Below are 17434 nucleotides of genomic sequence, written 5' to 3'. Positions count from 1 at the left end.
TGCGCGCTCGCCGGAGCGGTCTGCAAGGGAGACCCGTGGCTTCGTTTTGGCTTGGTGGGGACCATCTGCTTTGCCTCGGCGAGGCGCCCGGCTTCTCGGTGGCATGTCGCACTAGCGTGTGCAACTGCACGCTGCGTTACTTGCGTGGAATCATGCGCCGGATCCGGCTGACGGTTTTCTGAATTACCGCTCGGCGCGCGCAGCGCCGCCGGAACGGACGACTGCCTTGTCACCAGCGCGGAGTGGGCGAGAGCACAGATTCCAGATGCTCCACTGCCTCCTCCAAGCCAGGGGACCCGCTTAAAAATTAGCGGTGTGAGCCGCTTTCTTTTGCCTACTTTTCTTTGCGGCGGCAAAGAAAAGTAGGTGCCCCCCCGCACAGGGGGAACGCTAATAAACCAATAAGAAAGCAAGGAAAGGCACCGCCGCAGGCACGCAGAGATAAAGCGCCGCGCAGGCAGCAGAGAAGAAGAGCGTCGCGGAGACAACAAAACAAAAACCATCTTCATTCTCCGACGAGAAAAACCCGCGTAACAGGCCGCGCCAACACCTTAGCCCCGATACTAACTTCAAGCCCAGTCACAGACCGCGGCAGCGGCGCATTCCCCAACTGGGGCACCTTAAGATTATTATCGTTCTCCGTAATAGCACCCTGCACATCCTTCATCTGCGCGGTCCAGCCGACCTTCGGCACATAAACGCGAGCAGAAATAGACCCCACTCCGCCCATCAAGGGCACCCCAGTCCATCCCTCACCCTCGCCACCGCGTAAAGCCCTCCGCAGATCGCCAACATTCCCCAACGGCGGCGACGCATATCGAATCACGCGTCCATCGGAAACCCGATACCGCACCACCTGCAAACGCGGCGCGCTCCCCGGTAAAATCATCTGCCGCACAATCTGCAGCACGCTGCCGCTAATCGACACGGCCGCCTGCCCAGACTCGTCATCCGACGCGGCCTGCCGCGCATCGATCCGCATCTGGTCGAACAGCTGCGCAAAGACGCGCTCGTCTTCCATCGCGCTCGTAATGGTCTGCCGCCCGCGGATGATCTGGTCAAGTCCGCGCCATGACAACACGGCGATCACCGCCATGATCGCAATCGCGACCAGCAGCTCGATCAGCGTAAAACCACGCACGCCCGATCGGCTGCGGCGCTCAGAGCGAACGGTTGTTTTCATTCGCGACCACCGTGACCATCTGAGCGAGATTGCCGGACTGCCCCGGCGTCGTCACCATCACTTCCACTCGACGAAACACCGGATTCGGCGTCGCCGTCACATGCTCGGTACAGGTCAATTCCAGATTGCCCTGCGAACAGTCAAAGCTGGTCTCGCCGACGTTCGGCCAGCCATGCGTGAGATGCAATTGCGCAAGCGTATTGTCCGCGCTCCAACCGGCCAGCAAACGCCGGTGCAAATCGGCTTCGCCGCTCGCCAGACTGCCCACCGCGCGCAACGATGCCGCCAACGCCACCGCAATGATCGTCAGCGCCACCAGCACTTCGATCATCGTAAAACCGCGCTGTCGTGCGCGACGGCTCAAACCCCTGCAACGACGCATCTTAGTGCACCTCATAGCGGCCATTGCCGGTGCCGACGATCGTCGCGCGCCCCGCCGCCGAAAACAGCGTGATCTGCACCGGCACGTCGATCGCTTCGGTGCCGAACACGACGCGGCTCGGCTGTGCATCCGAGCCGGGATAGTTGATTGTCACGCCGGTCACGCCACCTTCCCATTGGCGCGGCCCGAGCAGATCGTCATGCAGCGGACGCCAGCCGTCTTCGGTACGAAGATCGAAGCGAAAACCGCCGTCGAGCGGCTGCCAGGCGATCGGCCGCGCGCGCACCTGGGCTTCGTCGCCGGCCGATTCGAACAGCAGCGCCAAACGCTGCGCTTCTTCATTCAGATCGGTGCGCGGGTTGCGCGTCATCGTCAACGCGGTCAACGACACCAGCAAACCTGCAATTACCAGCACCACCAGCATTTCCAGCAAGGTGAAACCGGCCGCCCGCCTCGGTCCGCATTCACGCAGGCTACGCACGCGCGCGCAGGCACACGCCGCGCGCGGCATCGGCGCCGTACACGGAGTGTCCACACGGGACTTGCAAGCGGACATACGCATAGTGCCGGCCACGAACGATCAAAACCCGATGAGTCGATAAAACGCGCGGCGGATCGCTGAAGAGAAGGGCAATCCGGCGCGCCTGAAAATCAGTGCATTACTGCCACGAACCTATGTCGGCGTCGTTGCCTTCGCCGCCCGCTTTGCCGTCCGCGCCGTAACTGAACACGTCGATTTCGCCGTGCACGCCCGGATTCAGATACTGATAGCCATTGCCCCACGGATCGTTGGGCAGACGCTCGAGATAGCCGCCGTCCTTCCAGTTGTTCGGTACCGGGTCCGTGCCCGGTTTTTCGATCAGCGCGCGCAGGCCCTGCTCCTGGGTCGGATAACGGCCGTTGTCGAGACGGTAGAGTTTCAGCGCCTGCATCATTGTGCCGATGTCCTGTTTGGCGGCGACGCGCCGCGCTTCGTCCGGACGGCTCATGATCTTCGGTACGATCAACGCGGCCAGAATGCCCAGAATCGCGATCACGACCATGATTTCAATCAGCGTGAAACCGCGTTGACGGCGGCTGCGCAAACCCGCGATTTCAATACGGCGAGTGGTCGACAGTTGCATAGCTTGCTACCTCTTTTCAGGTGAAATTTTCGATCGGGCGGGATTCGCGCATTAGCAGGCACACTCGCAATCAGGGTGCCATTGAACACGCCCGGCCGGTCATTTTAATGTCATGGTGTTGAAGGGTTGCGAGAAAACGCCGGGCCGCCCCAAGTTTCTCGCCTCCCCTCGGGGGCCTGGCGCGAAGCGCCAGGTTAGGGGCACTTTCCCCCAACGCAATTTTCACAATAGTCCGTACAATGATGCGCATGAACGCTATCCAAATCCGCCTTCTGTCGCTCGCGCTGTTCGCCGTGTTCTGCGCGACGCTCACCTACTGGGTCATCACACTGTCCACGATGTCGGGCGCGCCGTTGCCCGCTGCCGCCGCGCATTCGCCGGTCTCGACCGAACAGGCGGCTACGCTGTTCGGCGGTCAGCTCGCGCGCAGCGTCAACCAGGACGTGCATCTGTTCGGCATCCTCGCTTTGCCGCAAGGCGCCGCGGCGATCGTCAGCGTGGGCGGCGAACCGCCGCATGCGGTGTCGCTCGGCAGCGCGCTGATGCAAGGCGCCAAACTCTCCGAAGTCCGCGCCCGCTCGATCATCATCGATCGCAATGGCGCGCATTCCGAAGTGTTCCTGCCGGCTAACGCGGCAGGTCCTACGATCTACGTGCGCTAAACCGACCTGTTCCGGTTCAGCAGATTGCGCGGCTGCAATAACCCGCATTAACCCGCCATAACCCGCGGTAGCCGCGCAATCAAAAAACTTCTCCGCTTTACTGCACCAGGTTGTTCAACTCGATGATCGGCAGCATCACCGCCAGCACGATCACCAGCACCACGCCCCCCATCGCCAGAATCAGCAGCGGCTCGAGCAGGCTCGTCAGGAACATCGTGCGGCGCTCCAGTTCGCGTGCTTCGCCGTCGGCTGCGCGGTCGAGCATCGTTGTCACATCGCCGGTCGCTTCGCCCGAACGGATCAGGTGAACCAGCACCGGCGGAAACGTCTTCGTGTTGCCGAGCGCGCGCGACAACGACGTGCCTTCACGCACGCGCACGATCGCATCGTCAATGTTCGCGCGCATCGCGTTGTTGCTGAGCGTTTCGGCCGCAGCTTGCAGCGCGCGCAGAATCGGCACGCCCGCTGCCGTCAGAATGCCTAGCGTGCTGGCGAAACGCACGGTGTTGTACCCGCGCACGAGTTTGCCGAGCAGCGGGGCGGTCAGCAGCCAGCGGTCGAATGCGAGGCGCGGGCCGGGTTGCTTCAAAATCGAGCGCACCAGATACACCAGCACGACCACACCGATCAGCACCGCCCACCACCAGTGCCGCACGAAACCGGACAGCGCCATCATCATGATGGTGAGAAAGGGCAGTTGCTGTTTGGTGCTGGCGAACACGTTCACCACCTGCGGCACCACGTAGCTCAGCAGAAACGTGACGATGCCGAAGGCGATGAGGGTCACGATTGCCGGGTACGTGAACGCGAGCACGATCTTCTGCTTGAGCGCGTTGCGTTGCTCGATGTAGTCGGCCAGACGCGACAGCACGAGACCGAGCTTGCCGGTATGTTCACCAGCGGCCACCAGCGCGCGATAGATTTCGGGGAAGTCACGCGGATGCTGCGTCAACGCATTCGCGAGCGAATGGCCGCCGAGCACTTCGGCGCGAATCGACGCCATCAGTTCGCGGATGTAATCGCGCTCCGATTGCTCGGTCAGCACGGCGAGCGCTTCGTCGAGCGGCAGGCCGGCGATCAGCAGGCTCGCCAGCTGGCGCGTCAGGATCGCCTGCTCGCGCTGCGACAGGCGCCGACCCAACGACAAACGTTGATTGCGCTCGCCACGCGTGCGCGTCGCGGCCGGTTCGACGACGAGCGGCGTCAGTCCTTGCGAACGCAGATTGGTCCGCGCGCCGCGCGCGCTGTCCGCGTCGAGCACGCCTTTTTGCGCCTTGCCCGCCGCGTCGATCGCTTCGAAACGAAATGCCGGCATGCGTTTATGCTCCGCCCGTCACGCGAATCACTTCTTCGAGCGACGTCAGCCCGGACGCAAGCCAGCGGTCCGAGTCTTCGCGCAGCGTGCGCATGCCTTGCGCGCGGCCGGCGGTGAGGATCTCCGCATCGGCGGCGTTGCGGTGAACCAGCGTGCGGATCTCGTCGTCGATCAGCAGCAGTTCGTACACGCCGCGCCGTCCCGCATAACCCGACTGGCCGCACTTGTCGCAGCCGACCGGATGCCAGTGCACACGGCCATCTTCTTCGACACGCTCTTCGCGGCACACCGGGCACAGGCGGCGCACCAGCCGCTGCGCCAGCACGCCGAGCAGCGACGACGCCAGCAGATACGGTTCGACGCCCATATCTGTCAGACGCGTGACGGCGGATGCCGCGTCGTTCGTGTGCAGCGTGGCCAAAACTAGGTGGCCCGTCAGCGACGCCTGCACCGCGATCTGCGCGGTTTCCAGATCGCGGATTTCGCCGATCATGATGACGTCCGGGTCCTGCCGCAGAATCGAGCGCAGCGCCCGCGCGAAGGTCATGCCGATCCGCTCGTTGACCTGCGTCTGGCCGATGCCGGACAGGTCGTATTCGATCGGGTCTTCGACCGTCATGATGTTGGTCGTCGCGGTCTCGAGCCGCGACATCGACGCGTACAGCGTGGTCGTCTTGCCCGAACCGGTCGGGCCGGTCACCAGCACGATGCCGTGTGGCCTGCCGATCAGCTTGTCGAATCTGACGAGCGTGTCGGACGCCATGCCAAGCGCTTCGAGATTCAGGCGCGACGCATCCTTTTCCAGCAGACGCAGCACCGCGCGTTCGCCGTGACCGGTAGGCAGCGTCGAGACGCGCACGTCGACCGGGCGGCCGCCGACGCGCAGCGTGATCCGGCCGTCCTGCGGCAGACGTTTCTCGGCGATGTCGAGCTGCGCCATGATCTTGATCCGCGAGATCAGCGCGCCGTGCAGTGCTTTCTTGGGCCGCACCACATCGCGCAGCGTGCCGTCGACCCGGAAGCGCACCACCGATGACGTCTCGAACGGCTCGATGTGAATATCCGATGCCTGCTCACGCGCGGCCTGCGTGAGCAGCGCGTTGATCATGCGGATGATCGGCGCGTCGTCTTCCGATTCGAGCAGATCCTCGACCTCGGGAATGTCCTGCATCAGGCGCGAGAGATCGACTTCGCCTTCCACTTCGCCGACCACCTGCGCGGCGCTGCCGTCCTGGCGCGCATACGCCTGGTTGATCGCCTGCGCGAGTTCGTCGGCGGGCAGACGTACCACGGACAACGCGCCGAAGTTGCGCGCGACTTCGGCGAGCGCGGCATCGCTGGTGCGTTCGCTGATCCAGACTTCGAGACTGTCCGCATGCTGATGCGCGACCAGAATCTGACCGCTGCGGGCGAAGCCGTACGGCACGAGGCGAGCCGCGACCGCCGACGGCGCGATGCGCTCAGCATGCTCCGCCACGACCGCGGGCGAAATCGCCGCGGCCTGTGCCGACGCACCGGCTCGCGCCGCTGCTGACGACGCAGAAGCTGACGGCGGCGTGGACGGCGTGCTCACGGCTGCACTCCGGGCGCCGCGGTGGAAGGCGCGACGGGCACAGGGTTAGCCTGGACAGCACCATTCGTCGCCGACGCGGGAGCCGACGGCGGCGGCGTCATCTGCTGGCGCCGCATCTGGTCAAGATTGAACAGGTTCATGGCGGCCGAGCCGCCCTCGGCCGGACCGATCGGCTTCGGCGGCACCACCGGGTCGTCCTTGTCCTTGATCAGGTTGTTGTCCGACTTGTATGCACCCTGCACGCCCTGGATGTAGTCGTAGCGGTTCGACGTCACGGCCTGCGCGGTATCGCGATCGCTGATGATCACGGGGCGCAGGAACACCATCAGGTTGGTCTTCTGGCGAGTCTTCTGTTCCGAGCGGAACAGCTGGCCAAGCCACGGGATATCGCCCAGCAGCGGCACCTTGCTGTTGCTGACCTGGTAGTTGTCCTGCATCAGGCCGCCCAGCACGATGATCTCGCCGTTATCGGCGAGCACCGTCGACTGGATCGAACGCTTGGTGAACTGCGGGCCGGCCGGGTTGGTCGCCACGTTGGTCGTGCCGTTCACGATCGCCGAGTCTTCCGTGTAGAGTTGCAGCTTCAAGATTCCGCCATCGGTGATCTGCGGCTTGATGTGCAGCGTCAGACCGACGTCGACGCGGTCGAACGTATTGAACGCCGAGCTCGGGGTGGCGCTCGTGAGGTTCGAATACGAACCCGTCTGGATCGGCACGTTCGTGCCGACGACGATCTTGGCTTCCTCATTGTCGAGCGTGATGAGGTTAGGCGTCGACAGCACGTTCGCGTCGGCGGTCTGCGACAGCGCCTGCAACAGCGCGCCGAGTCCCTGCACACCGAAAATGTTGTGCACCCACCCGACGTTGAGCCCCTGCTGGAGATTCTGGGTTGCGAGCGCCCCAGCGAGACCGCCAGTGGTCGCGGTCGCCGCGGCCGCCGTCAGATTGACGATGCTGTTGCCGGAGCCGGTCGCCAGGTTGGTGCCGGCAAGGACCGAACTGTTCGCAACCTGCCACTGAATGCCAAGATTGGCGTTCGTGTTCGAGTTCAGTTCGACGATCAGCGCCTCGATATAGACCTGTGCGCGCCGCGCGTCGAGCTGGTCGATCACCGCCCGCAGGTTGCGGTACACCGGGTCCGACGCCGTGATGATCAGCGAGTTGGTGGCAGAGTCCGCCTGGATCATGCCGCCCGGCTGATTGTCCTCGCTCTTCTCCTTGTCGCCGCCGAGCAGGCCGCCGGCACCGGAACCGCCGCTCGCGCCGTATGCTCCTCCCCCACCGCCGCCCATCGGCGACGCTATCGAGCTGCTCCCGAGTCCGCCGGACGGCAGCGGTGGCGTACCCGCTGTACCCGTCGAACTGCTGCCAAACGAGCCGCCGCCGCTCTGGCTGAACGAATTCGCTTCGTTCGAGCCGGTCGACGAGCTGGTCTCGCCGCCTTTGCCAAGCATCCCGCGCAGGGTCTTCGCGAGCTTCGTCGCGTCCGCGTTGCGCAGCGCCACGACGTGCATGTTGCCGGGCTGTCCGGTCGGCCCGTCGAGCTGTTTCGCGAGGGACTTCGCCGCGTTCAGCCGCCCGGCGTTCGAAGCGCGCAGCAGCAGCGAGTTGGTGCGGGGGTCGGCGGTGACCGATACCTTCAGTGTCGTGTCGGTGCTGCCGACCGAGCCCGGATCGAGCATCTTCGTGAGCTGCTGCGCGGCGTCAATCGCGTTCGCGTTTTTCAGCGGCACGACCTGGACCTGCTGGCCCGCCGCCGTATCGACACCCGCGATGATCTGCGCGATACGCCGCACGTTGTCAGCGTAATCGGTCACGACAATCGTGTTGTTGGCGGGATAAGCCGCCACCGTATTGTTCGGTGAGATCAGCGGACGCAAAACGGGCAGCAGATTATTGGCCGATTCGTTCCTCAGCTGGAACACCTGCGTGACCACCTGGTCGCCGCGCGCAACCGGCGCGTTGCCGACGTAGGTCGGCACGCCTTGCAGCTTGGCGTCGGCTTCGGGCACGACCTTCAGCACGCCGTGATCCTGCACCAGCGCGAAGCCCTGCATCCGTAAAGCAGATTGCAGGGTCTTCAGCGCCTGGTCTTCAGGCACCGCATTTTCGGACACGAGATTCAACTGACCTTTCACGCGCGGGTCGACGATGATCGTTTTGCCGGTTGCCGCGCCGATCGCCTTCGCCACCTGGTCGATGTCGGCGTTCACGAAATTGAGTGTCACCTGGGCCTGTGCTGTCTGCGCGGTGATCAATCCAGCCACCAGCAGCGCCGTTGCGACGCGACGCAATGCCATACGATTTCTTCTCATGGAATGTGGTTTCGATGTCGACAGCCGCAGCCGCCGACGGTCACGCAGTGCGGACATATGAGCAAGCCGCAGCCCCCTCGGTCTGCCAGCAGGCTTCACGGGCAATCACCGCCACGGATGCCAGCCACTCAATATCCGAAAAAAATGAACAGTAACAGTTTTTCATGTCGGATTTGTCACAAAACAAACAGCCCCGTGCGATTACTCTAAAGAGACTTCCAGATCGTTAAGTATTTGAAAGCTTTCGCGCTTCCGTGCGCGGTGCCGCATAAGTGCTTCTTTTTTAGCTGGATTATGTCGGTTAGCCAACTTGACGCTCGATTACCTGCCGGTATGATACGAGCCGTTCAGGGTACTGGTTGTAGCTTGACTACGCGGGTTTTCCCCCATGCCCGGCACACGCCCGACCAGCGCGGCTCAGCGGCTTGAAGCGACTGAAGTTTGGCCGACCGGTTACCTTACCAGACCTTACCCTTGCGATTTGCTTAGTCGTCTTGACCGATGAAACGAACCCTCGCCACTGTCGCCGCAGGACTTGCCGTGCTGACCGCAGCAGGGTCCGCGCGCGCCGACTGCTTTGATGCGGCGGCGGGGTATCAGAAGGTCAACCCCTTGATTCTGCGCGCGATTGCGTGGCAGGAGTCGCACAATCGGCCGGACGCGCAGCATAAGAACGCAAACGGCTCGACCGACTACGGGGTCATGCAGATCAATTCGGTCCATCTGCCCACGCTCGCGCAGTACGGCATCTCGCAAGGGACGCTGATGGAGCCTTGCAAGAACGTGTATATCGCCGCATGGCATCTGCGCCGCCAGATGAACAAGTACGGCAATACGTGGCAAGCAGTCGGAGCCTACCACTCCGAAACACCGGCGCTGCGTGATAAATACGCGCAGCAGATCGCCGCGATCCTGCGCAAGTGGAATCTGATGCCGGCTGCGCACTGATCGGCAGCGGTACCGGCGCAGGCCCCCAGCCAGCGCTTGTGCCCGAAGTTGTGCAAGCTCTCCATATCGGGCCCGTCACGCGGCCACTGTCCGTTTGATGCACAATGCGGCTTCGTGCTGCTGTCGGCGCATGGCCATCGTTCTGGTCAGGGAGTCATCGGACCCCGCGCCCGGCACGCCTTCCAATCCTCTTGCGTTTCCGTACTGCAATGAACCAGCCGCTATTGCCCGTCACCGTGCTCTCCGGTTTTCTGGGCGCCGGCAAGACCACGCTCCTGAACCACATCCTCGCGAATCGCGCGGGTTTGCGCGTAGCCGTGATCGTCAATGATCTGGCCGCCGTCAATATCGACGCGACCCTCGTGCGCGACGCCGCCGCGCTCTCGCATGTCGAAGAGCAACTCGTCGAATTGTCGAACGGCTGCATCTGCTGCACGCTGCGCGACGACTTGCTGATCGAGGTCAAGCGCCTGGCCAGTGAAAAGCGCTTCGACGCGATCCTGATCGAGTCGACCGGCGTGGCCGAACCGATGCCGATCGCCGAAACCTTCACCTTCGTCGACGACGACGGCGTATCGCTGTCCGACGTCGCCCGGCTCGATACGATGGTGACGGTGATCGATGCGTTCAATTTCCTGCGCGACTATGGTTCGGCCGATGCGCTCGCCGAACGCGGCATCGCCGCCACGGACGAAGATGACCGCACGCTGGTCGAATTGCTGATCGAGCAGATCGAATTCTGCGACGTGCTGGTGGTCAACAAGGCCGATCTGGTCAGCGCCGACGACCTCACGCGTTTGCAACGCATCCTCGCGCGCATCAATCCGCGCGCGGTGCAGGTGGTGAGCCGCTTCGGCGCGGTGCCGCTCGCTGAAGTGCTGAACACCGGCCGCTTCGATTTCGACGAGGCGTCGAGCGCGCCAGGCTGGTTGGCGTCGCTGAATCACGACCACGAGCACGGCCACGCTCACCACGGCGAAGCAGACGAATTCGGTATCGGCAACTTCATTTACCGCGCGCGGCGGCCATTTCATCCGGAACGTCTGTGGGCGCTGCTGCATCAGGAGTGGCAGGGCGTGTTGCGCAGCAAGGGCTTTTTCTGGCTCGCCACGCGTAACGACATCGCCGGTTCGCTGTCGCAGGCGGGCGGCGCTTGCCGACATGGTCCGGCGGGGATGTGGTGGGCCGCCCAGGAGCGCAGCGAATGGCCGGACGGCGACGACGAGCTGGCGGCCGAAATTGCCGGCGACTGGTACGGCGATCCGGACGATCTGAGCATCGGCGACCGTCGCCAGGAGCTGGTGTTGATCGGCATCGGCATCGACCCGGCCGTCTGGAAAGCGAAGTTCGACGCGTGTCTGCTGACCGATGCGGAATATGCGGCGGGACCGCAAGCGTGGCAACAGTTCGCCGACCCGTTCCCGGCATGGGGCTTCGACGAAGACGACCACGACCACGACCATCATGATCACGACCACGACGGTCATGGCCACGGCGAGATCGTGCATCGCCACGACTGAGCCCGTTTCCCCAGCCAGAAGGTTTAGCCGCGACGCCCGTCGCGGCTAAACCCAAACCGAATCGCGGACGAAAAAAAACCCGCCGTTGGCGGGTGTCAACTGCCAGGCAGTAATCTGCTTAGCGCTTGTTGACTGCGTCCTTGAACGCCTTACCAGCCGTGAACTTGACGGTCTTGGCAGCCGGGATCTTGATAGTTTCGCCGGTCTTGGGGTTACGACCCGTACGTGCTGCGCGCTTGCCCGAACCGAAGCTGCCGAAGCCGATCAACTGGACCGCGTCACCCTTCGACACAGACTTCTTGATCACTTCAAGCAACGTGTCCAGCGTCTCACCGGTTTGAGCCTTGCTGGCGCCCGTCTGACCTGCGACGGCGTCGATCAGTTCCTGTTTGTTCATTAAGGTTCCTTTCTGAGTTTAGGTTGACACGAACAGCGCGAACGCGCCGATTATACGTGCGCGCGCCGCGCCGTCGAGCAGCTGCGGCTCCGGATCCCCTCCGGACAATAGCGCCGGGCAGATGACTGTCCGGCGGCCGTGCTGCCGCTCCCTTCGCGGCGCTTGCTATGATAGCGCAGCGCAAACCCAATCAGGACAAGGGTTTCGAAGAATTAACGGTTCCGGGGCCGATACAGCAGGGAAATCGCTGTTTTTGCTGTTAGCGGGCTCGAACCGAGGGCTGAAACCCAGTATGGACGGGGCTTGGCGTTGGTTTTTGCCAACGTTCGGCGCGTCTTTTTCGCCGCCCGGCGACCTGCGCGCCCCGGTGGTAACGCTTGATCTGCTCTTCCGAGCGTCATTTTTCCGCCGCGCATGACCGATCCGCTGATCCCCGCCACCCTCGCGTTTCGCGACAACGGCACCCCTTTTTCGCCCCTTTACGACGACATCTATCACAGCGCCGTCGGCGGTCTCGAACAGGCCGAATACGTTTTCCTGCGAGGCAATGCGCTGCCGGACCGGTGGCGGGGACGCCGCATTTTCACGGTGCTCGAAACCGGCTTTGGCATGGGCATCAACTTCCTGACGACCTGGGCCGCCTGGCGCGCCGATCCCGCACGTTGCGAGCGGCTGCACTTCGTCTCGACCGAGAAGCATCCGTTCACGCGAGCCGATTTGCGCAGCGTGTACGCGAAAACGGTTTCCGATCCTTCAATTGCCGCGCTCGCAGACAAGCTGACCGAAGCGTGGCCGATGCTCGTACCCGGCACCCAACGGCTGGAATTCGAGGAAGGCCGGGTTACGCTGACACTGGTGTTCGGCGACGCCGCTGAAAGCTTGCCGACCTTGAGGCTGCGCGCCGATGCGTTCTACCTGGACGGCTTCGCGCCGGCCAGGAACCCGGAATTGTGGACACCGGCGATCTTCAAGGCCCTCGCGCGTCTGGCGGGCGAGGGCGCCACGTTCAGCACTTACAGCAGCGCGGGCGACATCAAGCGCGCACTGACGCAATGCGGCTTCGAATATCGGAAGGTGGAAGGCTTCGGCTGGAAACGGGCAATGCTGGTGGGCCACTTCGCGCCGCGCTGGCGCGTGCGCCGCTACGAGCCGCCGGCGCCGCTCGCGGTCGACGAGCGGCATGCCATTGTGATCGGCACCGGGCTCGCCGGCTGTGCGGTGATCGAGCGCCTTGCCGCGCGCGGCTGGCGCATCACGTCGCTGGAACGGCATGCATCGGTGGCGCAAGACGCGTCGGGCAACCCCGCCGGCGTATTCCATCCGATGATCTCGCGCGACGACAGCGTCGCCTCACGCATGACGCGCGCCGGTTTTCTTTACACGCTCGGACGCTGGGCGGCGCTCGAACGGCTGGGTCACCGGCCGCTACGCGGTGGCGGGGGCCTGTTGCAGATCGCCGCGAACAACGAAGAAACACGGTTGATGAGCGAGGCGCTCGCGGCATTCAACTATCCATCCGACTATGTGACACCGGTGTCGCTAGCCGAAGCACGACGCCTCGCAGGCATGCCGCTCGCGCAGAACGGCTGGCTCTTCCCGCACGGCGGCTGGATCGATCCGGCCTCGCTGTGCGCCGCGCAATGCGCGGCGGCGGGCGCGCAACTCGAACGCCGCTTCGGCGTGGACGTCGCGCGAATCGAGCGGTCGGAAAATCAATGGACGGTATTCGACGCAACAGGACACGCCGTCGCATGCGCGCCGGTGGTGATCGTCGCGAGCGCACACGATGCCGCGCGCATCGCCGGTTTGCAGCACGCGCCGACTCGCAGCATACGCGGCCAGCTGACCCTGCTGCCGCCGGGCAGCGTGCCGCCGTTGCGCATGCCGGTGATCGGCGAAGGCTACGCGGTCCCGCTCGCTGACGGCGTCACGCTAACCGGCGCCACCTACGATCTCGACGACCCCGACACCTCGCTGCGCGCGGACGGCCACCTGGAAAACCTGGAGCGTGTTGCGCAGATGCTGCCGGCGTTTCGCGACATCGTCGATCCGGCACGGGCGGCGTCGCTAGCCGGGCGCGTCGCCTTTCGCTGCGTCACGAGCGACCGGTTGCCGATGGTCGGCAACTTCGCCGACGAGGCCGCGGCAACGCGCGATGCCCAACGTCTGCGCGGCGCATGGCCGCTCGACTTGCCGCGTACCGAAGGCCTGTACGGCGCGTTCGCTTACGGTTCGCGCGGTCTGGTATGGGCGGCGCTCGGCGCGGAGTTGATCGCGTCGCAGATCGAAGGTGAACCGTGGCCGCTCGAGCGCGATCTGGCTGAAGACATCGATCCGGCGCGCTTCCTGTTGCGCGCATTGCGGCAAGGCACCCTAGGTTAGCGGCGCACCTTGCACGGGCGGCATCTAAAAAATGTTATCCACCGGAACATGTGGATAACTGCTCGGTTTACGTGCGCAACTCATGTGGAACCGTTGTGGACGTAAACGGGGTAACTTTGCCGCCGTTGGAAATCCCAAAAAGTTACCCCCGTATACCCGCCGCTGCCGCACACGCTGTGCATCCGGTTATGCGGCTGGCAAGCCGATGATTCGTTTCGGTAAACCAAGGTTATCCACAGAAACCGAGTCACCTTGTTAACTGTTACTACGTATACATACGGTAAACCAGTAAACAGAAAGGCCGTAGCCAGATCGACGTGCGTCGTCGTAGCCAAACCCCAAAAATCGGCGCGAAAAACATCGGCGCCGTCACCGCGAAAAGCCTATCTGTCGCACTCGGCGTGTACCCTGTGACGGCCCGATTCACCTGCAGAACGGTCGCTTTTTCCACCCATCGCGAAGATGACGTACGTTTTTACCGTTTTGCCAGCAAGATCGTGTGTTTTCGGTCGAGGCTGAAAAAGCTATGGCACAATCGCCGTTCTTCCCGCGTCGTGCCTCGCCTCAAGCGGCACACGCACCAACGGAACGGTGCCGGTCGATCAGAATCTGATTCAGAGTCGACGGCATTCTTTTCACCGTGCCGTGCCGGTTGCTGCGGCCGCACCCCAGAATGCGCTGCGCTCCTTGCGGCTGCGGCGCATTCAGATCATCCGATCGTTAGAAACTCGCAACGCTGGTCACGCGAAGCGATCGCGACAGTGAGCGACTCACGCGCTCACCCGTTCGCCGGTGTTTGCGCCGGTTCGTGTCGCCTGCCGTTGCAGCAAAGGAGAACCCACCACGATGAAGTCGGCGTTTTCGTTTTTTCCAGCTTGGCCACTTACGCCCGACGCCATTTTTTGGGCTGGTCTCGCATTGCTCGCCGCAGGTCTGTGCGGTGAACTTTGCTTTCGAGCCTGGCGTCTGCCGCGCATTTCCGGTTACGCGGTCATTGGTCTTGTGGCAGGCGCAGCCGGTTTCGGCGTGATCGACGCGGATTCCGCGAGCGACGCGCGGCCGCTGCTCGATGTCGCGCTCGGCCTATTGCTGTTCGAACTGGGTAGCCGGCTCGATCTGCGCTGGATTCGCCGCAATCCCTGGCTGATTCTGTCGAGCGTCGCCGAAGCCACGCTCACTTTTGCGCTTGTCTTGCCGGTTTTGCTGTTCCTGCACGTGCCGCTGATGGTGGCGACGGTGCTCGCCGCAATCGCAATGGCGACTTCGCCCGCCATGGTGATCCAGCTCAAAACCGAGTTGCGCGCCGAAGGTCAGGTCACCCAACGTTTGCTGACCTTGACCGCGCTGAACAGCATGTATGCGGTGGTGATCGAAAAGCTCGTATCGAGCTGGCTGCATCAGGAGGTTTACGGCAACGTGTATGCAACGATTCTGCAGCCGCTGTATCTGCTGGCCGGCTCGCTCGTGCTGGCCTATCTGCTGGCGCGAACCTGCACGTTTTTTTATCGCCGCCTGAACATGCAGGATGAGCATTCGTTTGTCGCACTAATCGGTCTCGTGCTGCTGGCAATCGCGATTGCCCATCTGTTCAAGCTGTCGACGATTCTTGCGCTGCTGGCCGCGGGCATCATCGTGAAGAATCTTGAAGCGCGTCCGCAATTATGGCCGCAACATTTCGGCACGGCCGGCTGGCTGTTAACCGTGATTCTGTTCGTGCTGACGCTGACTTCGTTCGAATGGAAACATATCGCGCTCGGCGGCGTCGCGGCGCTGGGCCTGATCGTTGCGCGGTTGGTCGCCAAGCTGGTGGGCGTCATGGCGTTCGCCAAACCGAGCGGCTTGAACTGGAAGCAGGGGATGGCGCTCGGTTTGTCGTTGTCGCCGATGTCCGCGCTCGCCTATCTGCTCGTCGACGATACCTACAACCTCTATCCGAATTTCGATCCGCAATTGCGGGCCATCGTGATGTGTTCGATTTTCGTGCTGCAGATTCTTGGGCCGTGGCTCGTGTATCGCAGCCTTGCTCTAGTGGGCGAACGGCGCGAAGAGTAAGCCCACACCGGTTCTCTACGCCGCATACGCTTTACCCAGACTTATTCGATTCAAAAACGGCCGGGCATCGACACGCGCCCGGCCGACCTGACTTAGGGGACGCCATGTCACTCGAACCCTTCATCGATTCGAAACCGTTCACTTTCGGTGTCGAACTCGAGATGCAGATCGTCAATACGCACGACTATGATCTGACAAAAGCCGGCTCGGATCTGCTGCGCCTCATCAAGGACGAAAAAATCCCCGGCAACATCACGCCGGAAATCACCGAAAGCATGATCGAGCTGTCGACCGGCATCTGCACGACGCATGAACAGGCCGTCGCCGATTTGCGCAAGATCCGCGACACCCTGGTCTCCGCCGCGGACCATCTGAACGTCGGCTTGTGCGGCGGCGGCACGCACGCGTTCCAGCAGTGGAGCGAGCGGCAGATTGTCGATACGCCGCGTTTTCAGTATCTGTCCGAGTTGTATGGCTACCTCGCCAAGCAGTTCACGGTGTTCGGCCAGCACGTGCACATCGGCTGCCCGAATCCGAATAGCGCGCTGTACCTGCTGCATTCGATGTCGCGCTTCATTCCACACTTCATTGCATTGTCTGCTTCGTCGCCGTTCGTGCAAGGCGTCGACACCGGTTTTCATTCGGCACGCCTGAATTCCGTGTTCGCGTTTCCGCTGTCGGGCCGCGCGCCTTTTGTGCTGACGTGGGACAGCTTCGAGGAATATTTCTCGAAAATGGTCCAGACGGGCGTGGTCAACAGCATGAAAGATTTCTACTGGGACATTCGGCCGAAGCCGGGTTTCGGCACGATCGAAGTACGCGTGATGGATACGCCGTTGTCGGTGGATCGCGCCGCGGCGATCGCCTGCTACATCCAGACGCTTGCACGGCATCTGCTGCTCGACAAACCGCTGACGCCGAAGGAAGACGATTACCTCGTCTACACGTTCAACCGCTTCGAAGCGTGCCGCTTCGGTCTGGCCGGCACCTGCATCAATCCGCAAACGGGCGAACGCAAGACGATTTCCGAGGATATCCTCGAAACACTCGACCTGATCGCGCCGCATGCAGAGGCATTGGGTTCAGGCAACGCGCTTGCCGAGATCGGCGCGATCGCACGCGGCCAGGTCAATGATGCGACGTGGTTGCGCAGCGTTGTCGAAAGGGAAAAATCCTTGCACGAAGCCGTGCGGCAGCAGTGTTTGCAGTGGCGAGCGTAGCCAGACGCAGGATTGCTTACGTTAAACTGTAAGGGAGACCCACTTCGAGCGGTTTTTTTCGTAAATTAATTTTCCAGCTCGGGGGGCTTCAGGTTTTTCTATAGTTTACGTATACAAACGTAGTAGTAGTTAACAAGCATTGCATTGGCCTGTGGACAACTGAATAATTCCCTGCAAAGTCAAAGCACTGCGTAAACCATAACCGGGCTGATCGGACGTGCATCGGCGCGGGGAAAGAAGGACAACTTCGGCAGGGGCTGGTGGGGCGAAGGGGCTTATCAAGAATCGGCACACACGCAGTCCCCCGCGTTTTCCCATGGTTATCCACAGCTTACGTTGGATAACTTAGCTGTACGATTCG

Annotated in this window: 14 protein-coding genes; 6 read left to right on the top strand and 8 right to left on the bottom strand. The window is 62.6% G+C overall.

Annotated elements, in window-relative coordinates; translation table 11 throughout:
* Positions 1-505: 505 nt before the first annotated feature.
* From AC3WOG_RS20630 to gspG, 4 genes are all read right to left on the bottom strand, one after another.
* A complete protein-coding gene (locus AC3WOG_RS20630; protein ID WP_492579640.1) occupies positions 506-1183 on the bottom strand; it encodes a PulJ/GspJ family protein in 678 nt (225 codons plus the stop codon).
* Positions 1161-1565, bottom strand: a complete 405-nt coding sequence (gspI, locus tag AC3WOG_RS20625; protein ID WP_492579639.1) for a type II secretion system minor pseudopilin GspI — start codon at positions 1563-1565, stop codon at positions 1161-1163. Before gspI ends, AC3WOG_RS20630 begins: the two co-directional genes overlap by 23 nt.
* Position 1566: 1 nt before the next feature.
* A complete protein-coding gene (locus AC3WOG_RS20620; RefSeq protein ID WP_492579848.1) occupies positions 1567-2076 on the bottom strand; it encodes a GspH/FimT family pseudopilin in 510 nt (169 codons plus the stop codon).
* Positions 2077-2224: 148 nt separating this feature from the next.
* Positions 2225-2689, bottom strand: a complete 465-nt coding sequence (gspG, locus tag AC3WOG_RS20615; protein WP_492579638.1) for a type II secretion system major pseudopilin GspG — start codon at positions 2687-2689, stop codon at positions 2225-2227.
* Positions 2690-2937: 248 nt separating this feature from the next.
* On the opposite strand from gspG, the gene AC3WOG_RS20610 reads away from it, so the two are divergent.
* Positions 2938-3351 carry a type II secretion system protein N gene (locus AC3WOG_RS20610; protein ID WP_492579637.1) on the top strand — a complete coding sequence of 138 codons (414 nt, stop codon included), beginning with the start codon at positions 2938-2940 and terminating at the stop codon, positions 3349-3351.
* A gap of 97 nt (positions 3352-3448) precedes the next feature.
* Here the strand turns inward: AC3WOG_RS20610 and gspF are convergent, their stop codons facing one another.
* Genes gspF through gspD form a run of 3 tightly spaced genes read right to left on the bottom strand, consistent with a single transcriptional unit; the run spans position 3449 to position 8539 of the window.
* Entirely contained in the window at positions 3449-4666 is a 1218-nt protein-coding gene (gspF, locus tag AC3WOG_RS20605; protein WP_492579636.1) for a type II secretion system inner membrane protein GspF, read from the bottom strand.
* Between the two features lie 4 nt (positions 4667-4670).
* On the bottom strand, positions 4671-6239 hold the full coding sequence (gspE, locus tag AC3WOG_RS20600; RefSeq protein WP_492579635.1) for a type II secretion system ATPase GspE: 1569 nt from the start codon (positions 6237-6239) through the stop codon (positions 4671-4673).
* On the bottom strand, positions 6236-8539 hold the full coding sequence (gspD, locus tag AC3WOG_RS20595; protein WP_492579634.1) for a type II secretion system secretin GspD: 2304 nt from the start codon (positions 8537-8539) through the stop codon (positions 6236-6238). Before gspD ends, gspE begins: the two co-directional genes overlap by 4 nt.
* Before the next feature lie 516 nt (positions 8540-9055).
* Here gspD and AC3WOG_RS20590 point away from each other — a divergent pair.
* Both AC3WOG_RS20590 and AC3WOG_RS20585 read left to right on the top strand, forming a co-directional pair.
* Positions 9056-9502: a lytic transglycosylase domain-containing protein gene (locus tag AC3WOG_RS20590; protein ID WP_492579633.1), complete on the top strand. Its 447-nt coding sequence runs from the start codon at positions 9056-9058 to the stop codon at positions 9500-9502.
* A 209-nt stretch (positions 9503-9711) separates the two neighbouring features.
* Complete coding sequence (locus tag AC3WOG_RS20585; protein WP_492579632.1) at positions 9712-11022, top strand: GTP-binding protein; 1311 nt, start codon at positions 9712-9714, stop codon at positions 11020-11022.
* Between the two features lie 118 nt (positions 11023-11140).
* Here AC3WOG_RS20585 and AC3WOG_RS20580 read toward each other — a convergent pair whose 3' ends face one another.
* A complete protein-coding gene (locus tag AC3WOG_RS20580; RefSeq protein ID WP_006050811.1) occupies positions 11141-11419 on the bottom strand; it encodes an HU family DNA-binding protein in 279 nt (92 codons plus the stop codon).
* A gap of 414 nt (positions 11420-11833) precedes the next feature.
* Between AC3WOG_RS20580 and mnmC the strand changes: the two genes are divergently transcribed.
* The 3 genes from mnmC to AC3WOG_RS20565 all read left to right on the top strand — a co-directional run bounded on the left by mnmC (position 11834) and on the right by AC3WOG_RS20565 (position 17073).
* On the top strand, positions 11834-13801 hold the full coding sequence (gene mnmC / locus AC3WOG_RS20575) for a bifunctional tRNA (5-methylaminomethyl-2-thiouridine)(34)-methyltransferase MnmC2/FAD-dependent 5-carboxymethylaminomethyl-2-thiouridine(34) oxidoreductase MnmC1 (protein WP_492579631.1): 1968 nt from the start codon (positions 11834-11836) through the stop codon (positions 13799-13801).
* Positions 13802-14647: 846 nt separating this feature from the next.
* The gene (locus tag AC3WOG_RS20570) at positions 14648-15853 is read left to right on the top strand and encodes a cation:proton antiporter (protein WP_492579630.1); all 1206 of its coding nucleotides are present in this window, start codon (positions 14648-14650) and stop codon (positions 15851-15853) included.
* 104 nt (positions 15854-15957) lie between these two features.
* Positions 15958-17073, top strand: coding sequence for a YbdK family carboxylate-amine ligase (locus AC3WOG_RS20565; RefSeq protein ID WP_492579629.1), 1116 nt, complete (start codon positions 15958-15960; stop codon positions 17071-17073).
* The last annotated feature ends 361 nt before the right edge of the window (positions 17074-17434 follow it).

The sequence above is a fragment of the Paraburkholderia sp. FW306-02-B genome (assembly GCF_058782725.1).
Note: the sequence above shows the minus strand (reverse complement) of the source record. Positions and strands in the feature narration are given on the sequence as shown.

Excerpts from the sequence above, each read along its gene's own strand:
- AC3WOG_RS20630 (WP_492579640.1), bottom strand. The coding sequence starts at position 1,183 with ATGAAAACAACCGTTCGCTCTGAGCGCCGCAGCCGATCGGGCGTGCGT.
- gspI (WP_492579639.1), bottom strand. The coding sequence starts at position 1,565 with ATGCGTCGTTGCAGGGGTTTGAGCCGTCGCGCACGACAGCGCGGTTTT.
- AC3WOG_RS20620 (WP_492579848.1), bottom strand. The coding sequence starts at position 2,076 with ATGCCGCGCGCGGCGTGTGCCTGCGCGCGCGTGCGTAGCCTGCGTGAA.
- gspG (WP_492579638.1), bottom strand. The coding sequence starts at position 2,689 with ATGCAACTGTCGACCACTCGCCGTATTGAAATCGCGGGTTTGCGCAGC.
- AC3WOG_RS20610 (WP_492579637.1), top strand. The coding sequence starts at position 2,938 with ATGAACGCTATCCAAATCCGCCTTCTGTCGCTCGCGCTGTTCGCCGTG.
- gspF (WP_492579636.1), bottom strand. The coding sequence starts at position 4,666 with ATGCCGGCATTTCGTTTCGAAGCGATCGACGCGGCGGGCAAGGCGCAA.
- gspD (WP_492579634.1), bottom strand. The coding sequence starts at position 8,539 with ATGGCATTGCGTCGCGTCGCAACGGCGCTGCTGGTGGCTGGATTGATC.
- AC3WOG_RS20590 (WP_492579633.1), top strand. The coding sequence starts at position 9,056 with ATGAAACGAACCCTCGCCACTGTCGCCGCAGGACTTGCCGTGCTGACC.
- AC3WOG_RS20585 (WP_492579632.1), top strand. The coding sequence starts at position 9,712 with ATGAACCAGCCGCTATTGCCCGTCACCGTGCTCTCCGGTTTTCTGGGC.
- AC3WOG_RS20580 (WP_006050811.1), bottom strand. The coding sequence starts at position 11,419 with ATGAACAAACAGGAACTGATCGACGCCGTCGCAGGTCAGACGGGCGCC.
- mnmC (WP_492579631.1), top strand. The coding sequence starts at position 11,834 with ATGACCGATCCGCTGATCCCCGCCACCCTCGCGTTTCGCGACAACGGC.
- AC3WOG_RS20570 (WP_492579630.1), top strand. The coding sequence starts at position 14,648 with ATGAAGTCGGCGTTTTCGTTTTTTCCAGCTTGGCCACTTACGCCCGAC.
- AC3WOG_RS20565 (WP_492579629.1), top strand. The coding sequence starts at position 15,958 with ATGTCACTCGAACCCTTCATCGATTCGAAACCGTTCACTTTCGGTGTC.